Origin of the sequence: Paraburkholderia sp. BL9I2N2, assembly GCF_004339745.1 — a bacterium.
Lineage (GTDB): Bacteria > Pseudomonadota > Gammaproteobacteria > Burkholderiales > Burkholderiaceae > Paraburkholderia.
This window is the reverse complement of sequence record NZ_SMGP01000001.1, coordinates 3796153-3813321: the sequence shown is the minus strand read 5'-3', so window position 1 is coordinate 3813321 and position 17169 is coordinate 3796153. Positions and strand designations below refer to the sequence as shown.

Annotated in this window: 14 protein-coding genes; 7 read left to right on the top strand and 7 right to left on the bottom strand. The window is 62.9% G+C overall.

Annotated features, from left to right (window positions below; genetic code table 11):
• Positions 1–69: 69 nt before the first annotated feature.
• From B0G74_RS17495 to B0G74_RS17470, 7 genes are all read right to left on the bottom strand, one after another.
• Positions 70–879: a c-type cytochrome gene (locus B0G74_RS17495; RefSeq protein ID WP_132376095.1), complete on the bottom strand. Its 810-nt coding sequence runs from the start codon at positions 877–879 to the stop codon at positions 70–72.
• The gene (locus B0G74_RS17490) at positions 876–2501 is read right to left on the bottom strand and encodes a b(o/a)3-type cytochrome-c oxidase subunit 1 (protein ID WP_132376094.1); all 1626 of its coding nucleotides are present in this window, start codon (positions 2499–2501) and stop codon (positions 876–878) included. The genes B0G74_RS17495 and B0G74_RS17490 overlap by 4 nt, the downstream gene beginning before the upstream one ends.
• Positions 2488–3060, bottom strand: coding sequence for a cytochrome C oxidase subunit II (locus B0G74_RS17485; protein WP_106282064.1), 573 nt, complete (start codon positions 3058–3060; stop codon positions 2488–2490). Before B0G74_RS17485 ends, B0G74_RS17490 begins: the two co-directional genes overlap by 14 nt.
• A 2-nt stretch (positions 3061–3062) precedes the next feature.
• Entirely contained in the window at positions 3063–3239 is a 177-nt protein-coding gene (locus B0G74_RS45815; RefSeq protein WP_165923876.1) for a hypothetical protein, read from the bottom strand.
• Positions 3240–3263: 24 nt separating this feature from the next.
• The gene (locus B0G74_RS17480; protein ID WP_132376093.1) at positions 3264–4649 is read right to left on the bottom strand and encodes a cytochrome c; all 1386 of its coding nucleotides are present in this window, start codon (positions 4647–4649) and stop codon (positions 3264–3266) included.
• Positions 4646–5362 (bottom strand): c-type cytochrome, encoded by a 717-nt coding sequence (locus B0G74_RS17475; protein WP_132376092.1) that lies wholly within the window; start codon positions 5360–5362, stop codon positions 4646–4648. Before B0G74_RS17475 ends, B0G74_RS17480 begins: the two co-directional genes overlap by 4 nt.
• Positions 5363–5847: 485 nt before the next feature.
• On the bottom strand, positions 5848–6735 hold the full coding sequence (locus B0G74_RS17470; RefSeq protein ID WP_132376091.1) for a LysR family transcriptional regulator: 888 nt from the start codon (positions 6733–6735) through the stop codon (positions 5848–5850).
• A 95-nt stretch (positions 6736–6830) separates the two neighbouring features.
• On the opposite strand from B0G74_RS17470, the gene B0G74_RS17465 reads away from it, so the two are divergent.
• The 7 genes from B0G74_RS17465 to B0G74_RS17435 all read left to right on the top strand — a co-directional run bounded on the left by B0G74_RS17465 (position 6831) and on the right by B0G74_RS17435 (position 17166).
• Entirely contained in the window at positions 6831–8147 is a 1317-nt protein-coding gene (locus tag B0G74_RS17465) for an MFS transporter (protein WP_132376090.1), read from the top strand.
• 313 nt (positions 8148–8460) lie between these two features.
• The gene (locus B0G74_RS17460) at positions 8461–9165 is read left to right on the top strand and encodes a response regulator transcription factor (protein WP_165923911.1); all 705 of its coding nucleotides are present in this window, start codon (positions 8461–8463) and stop codon (positions 9163–9165) included.
• 140 nt (positions 9166–9305) lie between these two features.
• The gene (locus tag B0G74_RS17455; RefSeq protein WP_132376089.1) at positions 9306–9998 is read left to right on the top strand and encodes a response regulator transcription factor; all 693 of its coding nucleotides are present in this window, start codon (positions 9306–9308) and stop codon (positions 9996–9998) included.
• A 115-nt stretch (positions 9999–10113) separates the two neighbouring features.
• Positions 10114–10758 (top strand): response regulator transcription factor, encoded by a 645-nt coding sequence (locus B0G74_RS17450; RefSeq protein ID WP_132376088.1) that lies wholly within the window; start codon positions 10114–10116, stop codon positions 10756–10758.
• Positions 10759–11008: 250 nt separating this feature from the next.
• Positions 11009–11755 (top strand): aquaporin Z, encoded by a 747-nt coding sequence (gene aqpZ / locus B0G74_RS17445; protein WP_132376087.1) that lies wholly within the window; start codon positions 11009–11011, stop codon positions 11753–11755.
• A 54-nt stretch (positions 11756–11809) separates the two neighbouring features.
• A complete protein-coding gene (locus B0G74_RS17440; RefSeq protein WP_207915656.1) occupies positions 11810–16252 on the top strand; it encodes a transporter substrate-binding domain-containing protein in 4443 nt (1480 codons plus the stop codon).
• Positions 16253–16731: 479 nt separating this feature from the next.
• Positions 16732–17166: a CHRD domain-containing protein gene (locus tag B0G74_RS17435; protein ID WP_132376085.1), complete on the top strand. Its 435-nt coding sequence runs from the start codon at positions 16732–16734 to the stop codon at positions 17164–17166.
• Positions 17167–17169 lie beyond the last annotated feature (3 nt).

Below are 17169 nucleotides of genomic sequence, written 5' to 3'. Positions count from 1 at the left end.
CGGCGGATGTCTCGCACGGTGGCGCGCTGACTCTTCGGGACAAACGGCGCCGCGCTGACAAAGCGGCCGTTACTGCATGGCCGCATAGTATTTGGCGACGCTGTCGATCTCGGCCGGCGTCATTTGCCGCGCCACGTTGCGCATCTGTTCATTGATGTCGTTATGCCGCGCGCCGGAAGCAAAGGCGCGCATCTGCGCCGCGAGATAAATCGACGACTGTCCGCCCAGCCACGGCGCCGCGCCCTTGCGATCGAGCTGCCCGTGACAGGCGGCGCAAGGCGCAATATTGCGCTGCGGATCGCCCTGCATGGCAAGCTTCACCGCATTCGCGTCCGGTCCCACGCCGGTGGGCAGCGTCTCCGCCGCGGGCGCTCTCGGCAGCGACGCGTAGTAAGCCGCCAGATCGTGCAGATCCTGATCGCTGCGCGCGGCGATGATCGGTTGCATGATCGCGTTCTGACGCACGCCGTTCTGGTAGTCGCGCAACTCTTTATAGATCACGTCGGCATATTGCCCGGCCAACGCGGGCGCCGTCACCTGCACCGTGCCGAGTACGCCGTGACACATCGAGCAATTTTGCGTCGCGATCGTCGCGCCGCGGCCGATCGAATTCGCGTCGGCCCGCGCGCGCCGTAACGGCGGCAAGACCACCACGTCGCTAGGCGCCGGACCAGTGAGATTGGCGCCGCCGTACCAGCTCGACGGCGCACCGGCGGCGCTGCAGATCGTCGCCCACAAGCCGCGTCCGGCGAACGCGCTGTTCGCCGAAGGCAGCCAGATGAAGCCGATCAGTATCGATACAACGGCAATCGCAATGATGCCGCCCACGCTCACCGTGAACCAAGGGTTGCGCAAGCTGAAGACGCGTTCCTGATTCATCGCTGCGCTCCGACGACGACTGCCGGCACGGACGTCTGCGGCAATCTGAGCAACTGCACGATCGGCACACTGTAGTTGACGACCGTGAGTCCGATCATCAGCGCCACCCATAACCCGAAGCTATTGAGCGCGGCCGGCACGCGCACCACCGGCTGCGCCGCGCTCGCAAAGCGGAAGCTTTGTTGCTCAACCACCGGGCCGAATTGCGACTTCGCCAGGATGTAGATGAACAGCACGCCGGACACCACGAGGATCAATCCGCCGACCGCCGACATGCCGACCCAGAACGCCTGCGACTGCAAGCCGAGAGCGTTGTAATCGTAATAGGCCATGCGGCGCGGCGCACCGAGCAGGCCGACGTAGTGCCACGGCAGCGTCACCACCATCATGCCGATGAACCACAGCCACAGTTGCCAGCGCACCAGCTTCACCGATGCAATCGCACGGCCGGTCAGTTGCGGCCACAGTTCGTAGGCGATCGCGAAGTACATGATGACGATCGCGCCACCGAAGATCAGATGGAAGTGGCCCGTTACCCACTGGGTGTTGTGCACGGTCGAGTTCAACTGGTAACTCATGTTGATCAATCCACCCGCGCCGCCGAGACCGAGCATCACGAACGAAAACGCGATCACGAGCATCATCGGGTTCTGCCAGGGCAGTGCGGTGAGCCAGCCGAACGCGCCCTTGCCGCCGCGCAATCTGCCGGCGATTTCGACCGACGCGCAAATCGTGAACACCGTCAGCAGCGTTGGCACCGACACCATGCCGGTGAACACCGCATGCAGGAACTTGAAGCCGGAGCCGACCTGCGGATCGGCGAACAGATGGTGGATGCCGATCGGCATCGCGAAGACGAGGAACAGGATGAACGACACGCGCGCCATCGAATCGCTATAGAGCCGTCCGCCGATCGCGCGCGGCACCAGCGTGTAGTAGGCGATATAAGCGGGAATCAGCCAGAAATAGACGATCGCGTGCAGCGTCCACGAGAACAGGATGCGCGAGAGGCCGGCGTCGATCGTGTTGGTGAGGCCGAACGCGACCGGAAGGATCTGGAACAGGATCTCCAGCGCCGCGCCGACGGCGGTCCATGCCCACAGATACGCGCCCGCCACGTTGGCGAACATCGCGAGCGGCACCGGCTTGCCGGGATTGGCGCGCTTCCAGATGCGCAGGTTCACGTGCATCAGCGCGACCCAGATCCACGAGCCGACCACCACCAGCACCACGCCGAGGTAATAGAACGGACTACCGATCATCGGCGGATAGAAGGTGTAGAGCACCGATGCCTGGCCGAGCGCCACCGGCACCATCGCCATCACCGCGCCGACCGCCAGCATGATGAACGCGGCCCATGCCCATTTGAGACCGACGAGGCGCTGCGCGAGCGCGAGTTCGACGATCGCGTAGCCGAAGCCCATCGACACCAGCGTGGGCAGTACGTACGCCATCACCGAGCCGTGCGCGGTCACCGAACGATAGTAGAGCTCGGGGTCGCCGACCCATGGCACGAGCGGGCTGCGCACCAGCATCTGCCAGGCGCCGAGCAGCAGCGCGATCAGAAACGCAATGAAGGCGAGCCAGAAATGCGCGAGAACGAGTCGCTTAGCGTGAAACACAGCTCAGCCTCCGTGATTGTCGGGCTTGCTCGAAGAAGGTGGCTTTGTCGATGACTTTCACGTGCGCCCACATGGTCTGGTGGCCGAAGCCGCAGAACTCGTGGCACGGCATGGTGTGATCGGCGGGCGCGTCGAAACGCGTATTGAGCGTGGCGACATAGCCGGGCACGACCATCGTGTTGATGTTGGTGTCGGTGACGAGCAGGCCGTGCACGACATCGGCGCTGGTGGTGCGGATCGTGATCGGCGTGTCGGCGGGCACCAGCAGACATTGCGGCGTGAACGAGTACTGCTGCGCGATGAAGCGCACCACCACCGAGCCGTCCGGTTCGACCGCGCTGCCGAGATTGTCTTCGACGAATTCGCCTGACAGTTGCAGGCGCGACGGATCGATCGTCTCGACGCGCGAGGGCGGCATCATCGCCCAATGCAGCCCGGAGAACACGATGACCGCCAGCATCAGCACGATCAGCGCGACGGCGAAGATGGCCCAGCGTCGCTCGGCGCGTAGCGCGACCGCGTGGCCGCCGCCCGGTTGATGATTGGAATCGGTCGACATGATCAGTGAACGACGCCGCGCGGCAGAAACACGACGAAGTAGAAGCCGAACCAGATCGCCATCACGATCAGCGTGGCGACACCGGCCACGGCGATCGCGCCGTGCGGGCCGGCCGCGACGACGCGTTCCACTTCGTCATCCGTAGGCGGGGTCGCGCTGCGGGTATCGTTCGCTTCCATCTAGAAGTTCTCCAGTGCGGCGCTTCAGTGCAGCGGCGCCTTGCGCAACTCGTTGACCTCGCGGGATGTCACGGGCTGGCCGTGATTGCCCCACGCAGTGCGGATATAGGTAACCACGGCAGCGGCGTCGGTGTCGTTCAGTTCCTGGCCGAAAGGCGGCATGCCGTACGGTTCCGGATTGCGCATGGTGCCCGGCGGGAATCCGCCGTTGAGCACGATGCGGATCGGGTTGACCGCGGAGTCCATTTCGATCGACTGGTTGCCCGCGAGCGGCGGGTAATGCTGCAACTTTCCTTCGCCCTTCGCGCCGTGGCAGAGCGCGCACTTGTCGGCGTAGATTTTTTCGCCGAGCGCGAACACGTTGGTGTTGGTCGGCGCAGACGGCCCGGACTTGCGACCGCTCTTGTCCGGCAAGGTCTTCAGATAGACGGCCATTGCCTTGACGTCTTCTTCCGTCATGTACTGGAGGCTGTGATACGTGACTTCGGCCATCGGACCGTACACTGCACCGCGATCGGAAATGCCCGCTTGCAGCAGATCGACGATGTCCTTGATGCTCCAGTCGCCGAGGCCGCCGTCCTTATCCGAGGTCAGCGACGGCGCGTACCAGTTCTGCACCGGAATCAGGCCGCCCGCGAACTGCTCGCTCTGCGACGAGCCGCCGAGCATGTTGATCTTGGTGTGGCACATGGTGCAGTGCCCGAGCCCTTCGACCAGATATGCGCCGCGGTTCCATTCGACCGATTTGGTCGGATCGGGCTGGAACTCGCCCTCGCGGAAATACAGCGTGCGCCAGCCGTACAGCAGCTTGCGCTGGTTGAACGGGAAGCGCAGCGTGTGTTTGTGATTCGGCTCACGTACCGGTGCGACCGTCTTCAGATAGGCGAAGATCGCATCCGAGTCTTCGCGCGTGACCTTCGTGTATTGCGCGATCGGCATCGCAGGGTAGATCAGTGTGCCGTCCGGCGTGCGGCCGGTGCGCATCATGTTGAAGAACGCCTCCTGACTCCAGGTGCCGATGCCGTACTGGGCGTCCGGTGTGATGTTCGGCGAATACAGCGTGCCGAACGGCGTTTCCATCGCGAGGCCGCCGGCGAACAGTTTGCCGCGCGGCGCCGTGTGGCAGGCGACGCAGTCGCCGGCGCGCGCCAGATACTCGCCGCGTTTGACGATGTCGGGACGCGTGTCGGCGCCCGGCGCGGATGCCGTGGTGGTTTCAGCGGCGCGTGCTTCGGCGATCAGCAGGGGCGTGGGCGATGCGTGCAGAAGCGCCGCGCTGCCGGCCACGATCAGGCCGCCAATCAGCAGACTGGATACGAGCGACGCCGGCACGCGACGGCGCTTCATCGTGAGGATCAAAGCGGCGCGCACTGCGCGGAAGTAGCCCAAAGTGCGAAGTGTCGGCTTCATTGCGGTTGGCTCCCGCAGGCGAGAGGCAGCCGCTCCGTGGACGCCGGCGCGGGCCGCGGATCGGCCGGACGCGGTTGGCGCGCGAGCCAGCTCGATACCGCGGTGATGTCCTTGTCGGTCAGCTTGACCGCGATCGAGTGCATGCAGTCCGGCGCGAGCGCGTGCCGCGTGCCCGAACGCCAGGTGCCCATCTGCCCGGCGATATAACTCGCGTGCAGACCGAGCAGGCCGGGAATGCCCGGCTGCGTGCCGGTCATCCGCGCACCGTGGCACGCGATGCACGCCGGTATCTTGCGGGCCGGGTCGCCCTGTGTGACGAGGCGCTGTCCGGCGGCGAGCACGGCGGGTGCGACGTTGCTTTGATCGGCGTTGGGGTAGGGCGGTTGCAGATCGGCGAAATACTGGCTGATCTTGCGCAGATAGTCGTCGGGCAGGAAGGCGAGGAGGTAACCCATCGGCGGATAGGTGCGGCCGCCGTCGCGGAACGCGGTCAACTGATTGAACAGGTAGTCGGCCGGTTTGCCGGCAATCCGCGGAAAGTAATCGTTGTTCAGGCCCTGGCCCTGCACGCCATGACATGAGGTGCAGGCGCGCACGCGCTCGTCCATGGCCGAGGGCATGGCGCCGGACGCCTCGGTGGCGGCGAGCGCCGCACCGCTCCACATGACGTAAAGCACAAACAGAACCGACGATCCGATAGTTCGACGATGCACGCCAGGCCTCGATTGGGAACGTTCTTTGTTCTCGATTATCTCTCGCGCATTCTCACGTGGATTCGCTTATGAAGCCGACGGATGACGCATGTCAACTCTGCCGGCTTTTCTTGTGTAACGACTGCAAGAACAGCAAATCGAAACGGACTTATTCTGGATGGCGAGTGATGATTCGCTACGGCGATGCGATTGCTTTGCTAAAACAATGATCGGCCTGAATGCGCCTGCGGGTGGCGGTTTCGGGCTGCGGGAATTGACGCTTGAAACGTTCAGCAGCGTGTACGAGGTTGCAGGAAATTAGTCGACGCGTCAATAGCAAACAAAAGCTCATTCGACGGGACACCTGATCATGATAGGCGTCGACCAGGGGGCTTTCAACATTTCCATTGCGAATCGTCTCGTGTGTCGACGCTATCGCGCGAATGTGATCTTTTGATGATCAGCCGCGGGCTTCCATGAGACGGCGTGAGCCCATCTTCCATGAGTCAACTGAAGAGCCGCATCAAGGCCGTGCGAGCGTTGCTGACCAGTTCGCTTTCGCCGATTCGCCCAGGCAAGAGATGAAATTCCACGGCGGGCAACGCGGGCAAACCGACACTTGCCGGACAGGCCACGACACCGCCGCCAATCGACGATTCGTTCAGGCAGGAAATACCCAGCCCGGCCTTCAGCGCGAGTTGCAGGCCGGCTACGCCGGAAGCGGAATGCGACACCACATACGGTACCTTGTGCTCGTCCAGCAGCTTCACGACGAAACGCTGCAACTGGCAGCTCGACGGCAGCAATACGAGTGGATAGGGCGTGGCCGGCCGTGGACTTGAATCGGCCGCGCTGACCCACAGCAGTTTTTCGCGGCGCACAACCGTGCTTTGCGCGCCGGTGCGCCGGCTCGCGGCGCGCGTGTTGTCCGTGACGAGCCGCAGCGAGAGACCGATGTCGAACGACGCATCGTCGCCCGCATTGCTGTCGATCACCGCGCTCGGCAGCACGGTGACGTGCAGCTTCAGACGTGGGTGCTGTTCCGAGAACGTCTTGAGAATGCGCGCGATGTCGTGCGGGCGGTAGTAGTCCGTGATGGCGATGCGCAACTCGCCGTCGAGCGAGCGGCCTTGCAGGTCTTCGAACGCGGCTTCGCTCATCGCGATGATGCGCCGCGCGTGCTCGAGCAGCCGGCTGCCGGCGGGCGTGGCGCTCACGCCCTGCTTGCTGCGCACGAAAAGCGGCTGGCCGGCGCGCTCCTCCAGTTTCTTCAACTGTTCGCTGACCGAGGACTGCGACAGGAACACGCGCTCGGCGCCCGCCGAGACGCTGCCCGATTCGGCGACGGCGACGAAGGTCCGCAACTGCGTCAGGTCAAATCCGCGTTGGCTCATGATTCGGTATATCCGGTGGAAGTCATCTATTTTTCCGGCTTTTCCGATGGAAGCCTCAGCCGTAGGATACCCCCAGATTCTTTGCGGAGGGTGTCATGGGAAGCGAATCAATTGCGGGCTTAGGGTTATCCGGCGGCCGAACGGCAAGTCATCGGTGGAAGGTGCTTGGCGTCGGCTTCGCCGCCAATGCGAGTTTTTCGGCGGCGTTCTCCGGGATTCCGACGACGGCGGTGTTCTTGCGCTCCGGCTATCACCTGGGCAATGACGGACTAGGCCTCGTGCTCGGCATGCTCGGCCTCGGCATCGCGGTCAGCGAATTGCCGTGGGGGCTGCTGACCGACCGCTGGGGCGACCGGCGCGTCTTGCTGCTCGGACTGCTTTCGACCGCGGCCGCGCTGGCCGGTCTGGCGCTGTTCGTCGTGCCGTCCGGTGCGCATGTCCCGAGCGTGACGATGCTCGCGCTCGGCCTGTTGCTGGTGGGGTTGCTCGGCGGCAGCGTCAACGGATCGAGCGGCCGTGCGGTGATGGCCTGGTTTCGCGAGGGTGAGCGCGGTCTGGCCATGAGTATTCGCCAGACCGCGGTGCCCGCGGGCGGCGGCCTTGGCGCATTGCTGCTGCCGGTGCTCGCGTCGCGTTTCGGCTTTGCGAGCGCCTATACCGTGCTGGCGCTAGCATGCGCGATCACCGCGGTGTTCGCGTGGCGCTGGTTGCACGAACCTTCCCATACCGAGGCGGACGGGGCGCGTGAGGTGCGCGACACGGCGGCGGTGAACGGCGTGCCCGCCAGGGTCTCGCCGTTGCGTGACATCGGCATCTGGCGCGTGGCGCTCGGCGCCGGCGCGCTGTGCGTGCCGCAACTTGCCGTTGTGACGTTCGGCACGGTGTTTCTTCACGATTTCAGCCGCGCCGGCGTGCTGGCGATCAGCGTGACCATGGCCGCGGTGCAAACGGGTGCCGCGATCGCGCGGGTCTGGAGCGGCGGTTGGACTGACCGGCGCGGCAATCGCCGGGCCTACATGCGCGCCTGTAGTCTGCTGACGGCGGTACTGTTCGCATCGCTCGCGTTGCTGACGGGTCTCGCCGGCATGCATCACGCGGCGATGACCGCGGTATTCGCACTAATGGTCGTGGTGGGCGGCGTGAGCGCGTCGGCCTGGCACGGCGTGGCCTTCACGGAACTCGCCACGCTGGCAGGGACGAGCCGCGCGGGCACTGCGCTGGCGATCGGCAACACCTGTGTGTTTCTTACGCTGTTCCTGACGCCGCTGGCGATTCCGCCGCTGTTGTCGGTCGGTTCGTGGCCGATGGTGTGGGCCGTGGCCAGCGTGTGCGCATTGATCGCATTGCCGGTGTTTCCGCGCGCGGCGCGTGAAGGCAAGGTGAGCGCCGCGCGCGCTTGCGATGCAACTTGATATGGATCACGGTGCCCGTTGTTGACGATGCTGCGGCCGATACGGCGCACCGTGCCGAAACTTCTGCGATGAATGGTCGAGTCGTTGAGTTTCCGCCGAAAATGCGCCGCTCGAGAAACTCGACAATATCCATTCCGCGTAATTATGTTTTCTATTTCTAATCAATCCGCAATGGACTATTAGTTTCTCTGCAGGATTCGGAGCGCTCCGATTTTCGTGAAGTTGTGGCGGTGATTTTATGGGCGCCTTGGCACATTGAGCGTTGCCGAGGGGCCGTTAAAGCATGCGCAGAGTGGCTCAGATTTTTCTGCGTATGCGCATTCACTCCTACAACAAACGAGAGACAATCCCAGTGAATCTTCGAATTATCCTGGCGGACGATCATCCATTCGTTATCCTTGGCATCCGCGCCGCACTTGAAATGCATGCCGGCGTGACTGTCGTCGACGAGGCGACGAATCCCCTTACGCTAATCGAACGCCTGCGGAGCACGCCCTGCGATGTGCTCGTCACCGACCTGGCGATGCCGGAACACTCATTCGCCATCGACGATGGCCTGAATCTCGTGCGACGAATCCGAACCGGCTGGCCGCAATTGCGCGTCGTGGTGATGACAACTCTGGCAAACGCCGCGATTCTTCGCGCGATAGTGTCGGACGGCGCCGTGAGCATGGTCGGCAAGGCGGAGTCGATGGACGAGCTCTGGCAAGCCATTCTCGCAGCTCGGCACGGAGAAACCTACCTCGGCCGTTCCATCATCGAAGCGCTGGCGCAACCACAAGATCCCGAGTGCGAACAACCGCCGGCGCCACGTTTGACGTGCAAACAGGCCGCAGTCGTCAGGCTGCTGGTAAGTGGCCAGTCGATATCGGACATTGCTGCGGTGCTCGGCTGCGATCGTCGCACGGTCACGCGGCAAAAACGCGAAGCGATGGCCAAACTCGGTGTCACCAACGATCCCGGTCTTTTCTCTTATGTGCGCGCTTATGGAATTCTTAATTTTGAATCGCATATCTAAGCAATTTACTTTTTGAATTGACTGAGGTTGTTTCGGACCGATCTTATGTTTATTCTCGCGAGAATATTTAATCATCGTGACAGGAGCAGGGTTGACGAAAGAGGGCGGCAATCATTCAAGGTACGGAGGAGAAGTAGAAGATGCGCGACACCGCTGCGGTAAGCACACCCGTTCGCGCGATCATCGCGGACGATCATCCACTGGTGCTGCTGGCAATCGAAAACCTGATAAGCGGCTATCCGAATATGGAGATCGTCGGCCGTGCAGCCGACGCCACCGAACTCTTCGCAGAAGTCGATCGCGGTTCATGCGACCTCGTGCTCATGGACCTCTACATGCCGGGCGGTTCGGATGGCAGCGGACTGGAAGTCGTCAGGCAGTTCAAGACGCGCTACCCCGACATCGCGCTCGTCGTGCTCACCATGGAAACCGAGGCGGCCGAACTTCAAAAGGTCATTTCGCTCGGCGTCGAGGGACTGGTGAGCAAGCGGGACCGGATCGACCTGATCCATGTGGCCGTCATCACGGCGCTGGCACGCGAGTGCTATGTCGGGCCGGCGGTGCGCGCATTGATCGCCGACGCATCGGCGACCCAGCGGCTCGATTACGTCCGGAAGATTCTCTCGCGCCGCGAACTCGAAGTGTTCACCCAATATGCGTCAGGGTATGGCGTCACCGAGATCGCCGCGCGTCTGGAACGCAGCGTCAAAACGATCAGCGCGCAGAAGTGCACGGCTATGCGCAAGCTGGCCCTGCACAGCGATGCGGAACTGTTTCGCTTCGCCGTCGAATACGGTGTGATTCCTGAGGAGCGCGTGCCGAAGCGGCAATGAGCCGGCGATAAGTCGGCCACGTGTCGCGCCGTCGCGCGACGAATAGAAGATGTATTGGCATCGCCCGGGGAAGCACATCGTGTGCAGGGCATACCAATCGATAAGACAATAGAAAATGAGACAGAAGATCCGCGTCATCATCGCAGACGATCACGACTGCGTTCGCGTCGGCGTCAAGCGCGTGTTGCAAGCCGCGCCGCACATCGAATGTGTCGGCGAGGCGGCCGACACTCACGGACTGGCGGAATTAATCGACGCCTGCGCGTGCGACGTCGTCGTTTCCGATATCAACATGCCCGGCATTCATGGCGGCAGCAACGCGGTGTCGTTTCTGCGCCGTCTGTTGCGGGGCCAGTCGCGTCCTTGCGTCGTCGTCCTCACCATGATCTGCCACGCTCACATGCTGTCCGGTCTTCTGCATATCGGCGTGGGCGGCATCGTCGATAAACGCGAGACCGTCACGGCGTTGATCGATGCGATCGAGGCAGCGTTTGCCGGGCGCGTCTACCTGTCGCAACACGCGCGTGTTGCGATGGAGGCGGCCGACACGCCGCTGCAGTTGCGCGCCGGCATGCTGAGCGCGCGCGAGTGGGAAGTCTTTCAGCTTTACGTGCAAGGCCTTGCCGTCCATGAAATCGCGGTACGTTTGCAGCGCAGCGGCAAGACCATCAGTACCCAGAAACGTAGTGCGATGCGCAAGCTCGGGCTGGAAACGGAAGCTGACCTGATCGGCTATGCGCGGCAGATCGGATTGGCCTGACAGCTGGCGAGCAATATTGCATTGCGCCGTCGGCGGATGATTTTGGCGAACCAGAAATTTAGGAGTCTTCTGATTGGTTGCGGGACGTTGGCGTCTCATAGTTCTGAATTCACTACGGCTTATTCCGTACTCTCCTGACGAAATCGATCATTTCGTCAAGCTGAGCGATTCCCGGGCCGAGAGAATTCAGGCAGATGTCTGATGGCAATCGTGCGATGCCGTCTGCCTGGGAGCAGATTCAGGAGGCGGCATGGATGCGTTAGGTAAGCGGTTGTTGGTCGAGGGTGTTGGAACGGCGTGGCTGGTGTTCGTCGGCTGCGGCAGCATTGTGTTGAACGTCGGTGCCGTCCAGCAGGCAGGTGGCGTGCTGGAGGTGGCGTTGGCGTTCGGTCTCGCGCTCGTCACGGCCACTTACTGTTTCGGCGGCGTGTCCGGCGGTCATTTCAATCCCGCTGTCACAGTGGGCTTCACTGTCGCGCAACGTTTTCCGGTCAGGGATCTGCTTCCCTACATTGCCTCGCAGATTCTCGGCGCGATCGTGGCCGCCGCGCTACTCCTTTACGTGGCGGGCGGCCGTCCCGGGTTCGATCTTGGCGCGAGCGAGTTCGCGGCAAATGGCTTCGGCGACCATTCTCCCGCCGACTATCAGATGCATTCAGCGCTGGCCATCGAGTTCGTGCTGTCCTTCGGGTTCGTCACGGCCAGCCTGCTGATCGCCCGCCGGCAAGACATGGCGTCGATCGCGCCGCTGGTAGTCGGTGCCTGTCTGGTGCTGGTCTATCTCGTGTCGATCCCGGTTACCAATGGTTCGGTGAATCCCGCCCGCTCCACGGCCCAGGCATTGCTCGTCGGCGATTGGGCGCTGGACCAGCTGTGGCTGTTCTGGGCTGCGCCTCTGTCAGGCGGGGTCATGGCCGGTGTGCTGTTCTCGTTTCTGCACGGCAAGGCCGACCGCGCTGCCGCGACGCTCGCCGGCGGGCGTGGCGAAGTTGCCTGAGCGTCGCCGGGTGCCATTACCGTGTCTGCCGTCAATTTCATGCCAGGCGTTGCAATGAGGCGTGCGCTTGAACGCCTCTCGCTGGGTCTGCTCGCAGGGCTCTTATTTTTCGCCGCACAAACATTAGCGTTTGCTCAATCGTTCGACAATCGCTCGAACACTGAGGTTGTTGCCAGTTTCCCCGCGAAACTGACCGTCGGCGTGCTCGCCAACAGTTGGCTGCCGTTCGACGCTCTGCAAGACGGACAGCTCACCGGCATGAGTGTCGACTATCTGCGCGCCCTCGTCGGGCCGAACGTCGTCATCGAAGCCAAAGCGTTCCCGGACCTGCCGCAACTGCTTGCCGCAGCATGCGCCGGAAATGTCGATCTGCTGATGAGCTTTGCCCGCACGCCCGAGCGCGAGCGGTGCTTGAGTTTCACCGCGCCTTATTTCCGCTCTTCCACGTCTGTCGTGGTACGCCGGGACAGTAACAGTTATGGAAGTCCCGCCCAGTTGGCTGGAGCGCGTATCGCGCTGGAGAAAGGTTTTGCGCTCGAGCGTGTGACACGCGAACGCTTCCCACACGCCCAGATCACCACGTTCACCGCGACGCACGCCGCACTCGCCGCAGTGATCCAGGGCGACGCAGATGTTTATCTCGGCTCCACTGCTGTCGTGCAATATGCATTGTCCACCGACGAGTTTCGCGGCTTGCGAGTGGCCTTCGAGGAGAACAGCAAAACCTCCAATTTGCGCTTCGCGGTGCCCCGCAAACAGACTGCATTGCGGGACCAGCTCGACCAGGCGCTCGCGTCGATGAACCCGGCCGACGAAGTGGCGATTCGCATGCGCTGGCTATCCGGCAACTTCGACGCGAAGCCTGTGCCCGCCGCGCCGAGTCTCGCGCTGACGCCGCAAGAGCAGGCCTGGCTTCGTACGCTGCCACCATTGCAGGTTGGTTTCGATAATCGCTGGCCGCCCTTCAGCTACGTCGACAACTCCGGCCGACCGGCGGGCATCGCCGCCGACTATCTTACGTATCTGAGCCGCACTCTAGGCGTCGTCTTCAACCGCGCCCAAACCGCCGATTGGCCTGCCACGATCGAAGCTTTCCAGCGCGGCGAACTGGCAATTCTCGCCACAGCTTCCAGTCACGATCCACGCCTCACGAAGGCGCGGCATACCAGCGCATACGAGAGCTATCCGCTGGTGATCGTCGGACGTGAGGACGAACCGGCCGCTCGCTCGCTGAATGATTTCGCGTCGCGCCGCATCGTCGTTTCGTCGCATGTCGCCGGTTCGGTCACGCTCGCATTCCAGCGAATTCCGGCGGACCACGTCGCGGTCGCGCCCAGTCTCGACGACGCGCTCAAGATGGTGGAGTCCGGCGAGGCGGACGTTCTGGTGGGCAACGTGGCCGCCGTGGATATCCTGCTCAAGCAACGGTACGACGGCGTCCTCAAGATCCTCGGCACGGTGGGCGACTCCGACGCGCTCGACTTCGCTGTACGCCCGGACCTGAGCCCGCTCGCTGGGCTGATCGACCGTGCGCTGCTGGCTATGCCGCCCGCGGAAAAGCAGCGCATCCGGCAGAAATGGGTCACCGGCAACGCGCCGGAGTCGGGCATGTGGAGCGTGACCGCGGTACGTCTGCTGCCGGTGCTGATCGGCATCGGCGTCGCGCTGCTGATTACCCTGCGCGCCTATCTGTTGCTGCAGCGGGAAGTCAGGTTGCGCAAGAAAACCGAGCGTGAACTGGAGCTGCAACTGAACTTCCAGGAAACCTTGATGAAGACGGTGCCCTATCCGCTCGTCGCCAAGGACCTCGATGGCCGGTATATCGCCGTCAACGAGGCCTATGAGCAAGCCTGCGGATTGGGCCGCGAGGCGATCATCGGACGAAGCACCATCGAAGTGCGGACATGGGGCGAGGCCAATAGCCGCATCCTGGACGAGATCACACGCGAGATGCTGAACGGCGGCGAGACCGCGGAGGTGGAGTTGCAGTTCGAGCGCGGCGCGGGCAATGTGCGGCATGGCCTTTTCTGGACCCGCATCTGCCGCGGCAGTGACGGTCAGCCCGTTTGCGTGCTCGGCACGGTAGTCGATATCACCGATATCCGGCGCGCCGAAATGCTCGCGCGCGAAACCGAGCGACGCCTCTTCGACGTGACGCGATCGCTGCCGGCGGTGGTGTTTCAACTGCGCCGCACTGCGGATGGCGTGTATTCGTTTCCGTATATCGGCGGCGACACGCGTCATCTGCTGGGCGTGCGAGACGGTTCGCAGAGCAGCAGCGATCACGTCGATTTCCAGCGCGTGTGCGAAGAGGATAGGGCGTTCGTGCTGGCTGAACTCGAGCGCTCGGCGCACTGCGAAACGCCGGTGGACATGGAGTTCCGTTTCGCAGGCGATGAGGACATCAAGTGGGCGCGTGCCGAATTGGTACCGCATCGCGAATCGGATGGCAGCGTCGTCTGGAGCGGTTACTGGGTGGACGCCAGCGTGGAGCACGCGCGCTCCGACGAGCTTGCGCGCGCGCGTGACCTGGCCGAAGCGGCCTCGCGCGCCAAAGATGACTTCTTCGCCATGATGAGCCATGAAATCCGCACGCCAATGAATGGCGTGCTCGGTCTCGTGGAAGTGTTGGAGCGCACGCCGCTCAACGCGGACCAAGGCGAAATGCTGGGCATGATCCACGAGTCGGCCGGCGCGTTGCTGCAGATTCTCGACGACTTGCTCGATTATTCGAAAATCGAAGCGGGACGGCTGACCATCGAGGCCGAATCCATCGACATACGTGACCTGGTGGACAACGCTGTCGGCCTGTTGGCCGGCCGCGCCCATGAAAAGGGTCTCAAAGTGCGCGTGGATATCGGCTCGGACGTTGCCGCCACGCTGCGCGGCGATAGCGTCCGATTGCGGCAGATTCTCTTTAATCTGCTCGGCAATGCCATCAAGTTCACACCGCAAGGCAAGGTCGACGTGTGCGTGTCGGTCGTCGCGCAGAGCGACGGCATTCAGACGCTCGAAATGATCGTCGAGGACACTGGCATCGGCATCGCGCCGGAGGTGCAAGTCAAGCTCTTCGAGCCGTTCGTGCAGGCGGAATCGTCCACCACGCGCCGGTTCGGCGGCACGGGCCTTGGCTTGACGATCTGCCGCAAGCTGATTGACCTCATGAACGGCTCGCTCACGTTGCACAGCGAACCGGGTAGCGGCACGCGCATGACCGTGCGGCTTGCCATGCCGTTCGAGACTCAGCACTATTCCGTGAACGGCTTGCGTGGCAAGCGCGGAATCGTGGCAACCGGCGACGCGCGTATCGCCCAGGCGCTGATGCACTTCGGCGAAGCGCTCGGCCTCGAATTGCGCCGCGTTTCACCTGGCGCACCCGAACTGCACGATCGCGCCGCACTGGCCGACGTGGATTTGCTGTTCGTGAATGAAGAGGTGGACTTGCCCGCGGACATCAGGCCGCGCACGCGTGTCATCTGTCTGACCGAAAAGCCGAAGCCGACGGGCTACCGCATTCTCGACGACAACGTGCGCGTCAGCATCAATCCCATTTCGTGGCGCGGCCTCGGCGCCGCGTGCGCCGCCGCGATGACCGGGCTGCCGTCGGTGACGCCGCGATCGGCAGGTATCTCGCGTACGCCCGAGGGCGCCACTCCGCCTCCGGACCGCGAGCGGGCCATCGCCAGTGGCCGGCTGATCCTCGTCGCTGAAGATCATCCGGTCAATCAGGAGTTGATCCGTCACCAGCTCGCGTTGCTCGGCTTCGCGTGCGACGTCACGAACGATGGCGCCGAGGCGCTGGCCGCGCTGGAACATACGAGCTACGGGTGTCTGATCACGGATTGCCACATGCCAAAGGTGTCCGGTTACGAACTCACGCGGCGCATTCGTGAAAGTGAGCAGGGCGGCGCTTATCGCCTGCCCATTCTGGGTATCACGGCGAACACCGCGCCCGAAGACCTGAATCTGTGCCGCGACGCCGGCATGGACGACAGCCTCGTGAAGCCCACACGGCTCGCCACGCTGCGTGATTATCTGAGCCGTTGGTTCGGCACCGACAGCGCGTGGCAAGCCGCGCCTTCGGAGGCCGTCAACACGCCGGCAGTCGCCGTGCCGGATGTTCATGGCGGCGCCGAGCCGTTCGTCCCGGTCGATCTCGGGCACATGACACAACTGTGGGGTAGTGAATCGACTGTCAAGGCGTTGCTCGACTCGTTCGTGTCGTCCGTTCGCGAGGACGTGCAGTCGTTGTCGCCGTTGCTCGAGCGCGTCGAGACGGAGCGGATCGAGGTGGACCGCGTGCGCGAGTGGCTTCATCGCGTGGCGGGGGCGGCGAGCGTCTTGCAATATCCACCGCTGCTCAAGGCACTTGAAGACTATCGCCGCGAAATCACGGTCAAGCCGCCGGAACGGGTGCGCGACGATGGGATGGTTTTAATCGACAAGTGCAATGCCATGCTGGACGGAATCGAACAGCAGGCCGCGTTGCTCGTATAAAAAACCGCTTTCGCAGATGCGACCGCATCAAAGCGCTACAGCGCCTGTGTGAGCGGGGGCGCGACAAAGACGAAAAAAAACGCGGCCGAAGCCGCGTTAAAGATTTGGAGACTTCCCTCGATGAAGGAGTCACTTCTCGCAAGAAGAAGCATAACCGGGATATTGCCGGTCATTCATTACAAAATGCGCAATTAACTGTTTGAGGAAATCGATTAAAACGCCGTCGAGGCGCCTTCGGATCGATATCGCAAGCCCGTTTGTGCGTCGGAAAAAAGCCCGGGATCACTTTGGACAACTACAAAGTGCCACGCGGTTCGGTTGCCGCCAACGCGGTGCAGTGCGCGAAAGTGACGGACTAAAAAGGCGCGATGGCCTCGCGCTCCCCAGCAAAAACAGGTTCGGCGGATTTGCACTAGTATGTGGTGGCTTCGCGCGCGGCCGAGTGTCGGTGCGGCGGTGCATCAAGTCCGGAGAAGACCATGATTGCGCTTCGAAAACTGAATCTTGCCGTGGTGCTGTGGGCGTTGGCGTCGGGCGTTGCCTTCGCGGACACGGTGGCGTTGAAGGCGGATCTCGAGCCTTCGAGCGAAGTGCCGCCTCGCGTGAGCCACGGGCACGGCATGTTGGACGCCACGTTCGACACGTCGACAAAATCCCTGCAATGGACAGTCAGCTACGAAGGCTTGAGCGGCCCGGCAACCGCCGCGCATTTCCACGGCCCCGCGCCGGTGGGCCAGAACGCCAAGATTCAGGTGCCGATCGACAAGGGCGCGCTCGCCAGCCCGATCAAAGGTTCGGCGGCGCTGACCGAACAGCAGGTGACGGATCTGATGGCGGGGCAGTGGTACTTCAACGTCCATACCGCACAGAACCCGATGGGTGAAATTCGCGGGCAGGTTTTGCCGGCGAACTAGGCG

Excerpts from the sequence above, each read along its gene's own strand:
- B0G74_RS17435 (WP_132376085.1), top strand. The coding sequence starts at position 16,732 with ATGATTGCGCTTCGAAAACTGAATCTTGCCGTGGTGCTGTGGGCGTTG.
- B0G74_RS17495 (WP_132376095.1), bottom strand. The coding sequence starts at position 879 with ATGAATCAGGAACGCGTCTTCAGCTTGCGCAACCCTTGGTTCACGGTG.
- B0G74_RS45815 (WP_165923876.1), bottom strand. The coding sequence starts at position 3,239 with ATGGAAGCGAACGATACCCGCAGCGCGACCCCGCCTACGGATGACGAA.
- B0G74_RS17460 (WP_165923911.1), top strand. The coding sequence starts at position 8,461 with ATGCGCATTCACTCCTACAACAAACGAGAGACAATCCCAGTGAATCTT.
- aqpZ (WP_132376087.1), top strand. The coding sequence starts at position 11,009 with ATGGATGCGTTAGGTAAGCGGTTGTTGGTCGAGGGTGTTGGAACGGCG.
- B0G74_RS17440 (WP_207915656.1), top strand. The coding sequence starts at position 11,810 with ATGAGGCGTGCGCTTGAACGCCTCTCGCTGGGTCTGCTCGCAGGGCTC.
- B0G74_RS17470 (WP_132376091.1), bottom strand. The coding sequence starts at position 6,735 with ATGAGCCAACGCGGATTTGACCTGACGCAGTTGCGGACCTTCGTCGCC.
- B0G74_RS17485 (WP_106282064.1), bottom strand. The coding sequence starts at position 3,060 with ATGTCGACCGATTCCAATCATCAACCGGGCGGCGGCCACGCGGTCGCG.
- B0G74_RS17455 (WP_132376089.1), top strand. The coding sequence starts at position 9,306 with ATGCGCGACACCGCTGCGGTAAGCACACCCGTTCGCGCGATCATCGCG.
- B0G74_RS17450 (WP_132376088.1), top strand. The coding sequence starts at position 10,114 with ATGAGACAGAAGATCCGCGTCATCATCGCAGACGATCACGACTGCGTT.
- B0G74_RS17480 (WP_132376093.1), bottom strand. The coding sequence starts at position 4,649 with ATGAAGCCGACACTTCGCACTTTGGGCTACTTCCGCGCAGTGCGCGCC.
- B0G74_RS17465 (WP_132376090.1), top strand. The coding sequence starts at position 6,831 with ATGGGAAGCGAATCAATTGCGGGCTTAGGGTTATCCGGCGGCCGAACG.